We start from the raw sequence: 1,612 nt of genomic DNA on the forward strand, positions 1-1,612 counted from the left end.
CGCGGCCGGAAGGGTGCTCTGGCGGCGGCGCGGAGGCGTTCCTAGGGTGACGCGACGTCCCACTCCCCGACCGCCTCCGGAGGCCAGCCATGTCGGTCGACGACGCCGCACCGCTGAGTTACCCGTTCGCCTGGCAGTCCGCGCTGGAGCCGCCGGCCGAGTTCGCGGAATTGCGGGAGAAGTGCCCGCACGCGCGGATCGCGGTGGGCGGCGGCGAGATGACGCTGCTGACCCGCTACGCGGACGTCCGGGCGGTCACGGGTGATCCGCGCTTCTCCCGGGACCTGTCGGCCGAGGGGGCGGTGAGCCTCAGCGCGGACGGCACCGACCTGTACAGCCAGAGCGACGCCAAGAGCATGGCGGCGGCCGGTGAGGCACACGAGCAGTGGCGGCGCATGGTGAGCCGCTGGTTCACGGCCAAGCGGATGACGGCGCTGCGGCCCGTGATCGAGCGGATGGCCGAGGAACTCATCGACGCGATGGTCGAGCACGGGCCGCCGGCCGACCTCGGCGCCCAGCTGGCGTTCCCGCTGCCGGTGCGGGTGATCTGCTCGATGCTGGGCGTCCCGGACCAGGACCGGGAGAGGTTCGCCCACTGGTCCCACGTGATGATGAACTACAGCCGGTTCTCCAGGGAGGAGACCGCCGTCTCGACCGGGGAGTTCGACGCCTACATGCTCGGCCACATCGAGGCCAAGCGGCGCGATCCCCAGGACGACATCATCAGCAACCTGATCGTGCAGACCAACGGCGCCGGTTACCGCATGGGGGGCGCCGAACTGCTGGAGACCGCCAAGGCGCTGCTCGCCGCCGGGCACGAGACCACCGCGAACAGCATCGGCAAGATGACGGCGTCCCTGCTCGCCGACCGCTCCCGCTGGGAGGCCCTGCTCGCCGATCTCTCGCTGGTCCGCACCACGGTCGAGGAGGCGCTGCGGTTCGACGCCCAGCTGGGCCTCGGACTGCCGCGGTTCATCAGCGAGGACGTGACGGTCGGCGACGGCGTGCTGCCCGCCGGGACCACGGTGATGCTGAGCATGGCGGCCGCCAACCGGGACACCACGGTCTTCGAACGGGCCGACGAGATGGTGCTGGACCGCAGCCCGAACCCGCACATCGCCTTCGGGGTCGGGCCGCACTCCTGCGTCGGCCAGGCGCTCGCCCGCACCGAGATGCAGGTGGTGCTCGAGGTGATGCTGCGCCGCCTTCCCGGGCTCGAACTGGCCGTGCCGGTGAGCGACCTGAAGCTCGACGACGGCCTGATCGTCACCGCCCTGACCGAACTCCCGGTGCGCTGGTGACGGCGGGCGAGGACGCTCCGGGCGTGAAGGTGACGGTGGACCAGGGCCTGTGCTGCGGCGCCGGTCAGTGCGTGCTGCTGGCGCCGGAGGTGTTCGACCAGCAGGAGGAGGACGGGCTGGTCGTCCTCCTGGACCCGGAGCCCGGCGCACGGCACGCCGCCGCGGTCCGGGAGGCGGCGGCGACCTGTCCCACGGGGGCCGTACAGCTGGTCGGGGAGGGCTGATCCCGCCGCGGTCGGGGCGGACCTCTCCGACCGGGCGGACCGCACCGGCGGCTCCCCGGGCGGCTTCTCCACGCGGCTTCTCCACGC

At 72.5% G+C, this 1,612-nt stretch carries 2 protein-coding genes; both read left to right on the forward strand.

The genetic code is table 11. The features are described from left to right. The first annotated feature begins 89 nt into the window (after positions 1-89). Complete coding sequence (locus HW445_RS30275) at positions 90-1,301, forward strand: cytochrome P450 (protein ID WP_180223999.1); 1,212 nt, start codon at positions 90-92, stop codon at positions 1,299-1,301. A 23-nt stretch (positions 1,302-1,324) separates the two neighbouring features. Next, positions 1,325-1,525, forward strand: a complete 201-nt coding sequence (locus HW445_RS30280) for a ferredoxin (protein ID WP_180224000.1) — start codon at positions 1,325-1,327, stop codon at positions 1,523-1,525. Positions 1,526-1,612: the final 87 nt, after the last annotated feature.

Origin of the sequence: Streptomyces sp. UH6 (assembly GCF_013421635.1) — a bacterium.
In the GTDB taxonomy this organism is placed as follows: domain Bacteria; phylum Actinomycetota; class Actinomycetes; order Streptomycetales; family Streptomycetaceae; genus Streptomyces; species Streptomyces abyssomicinicus.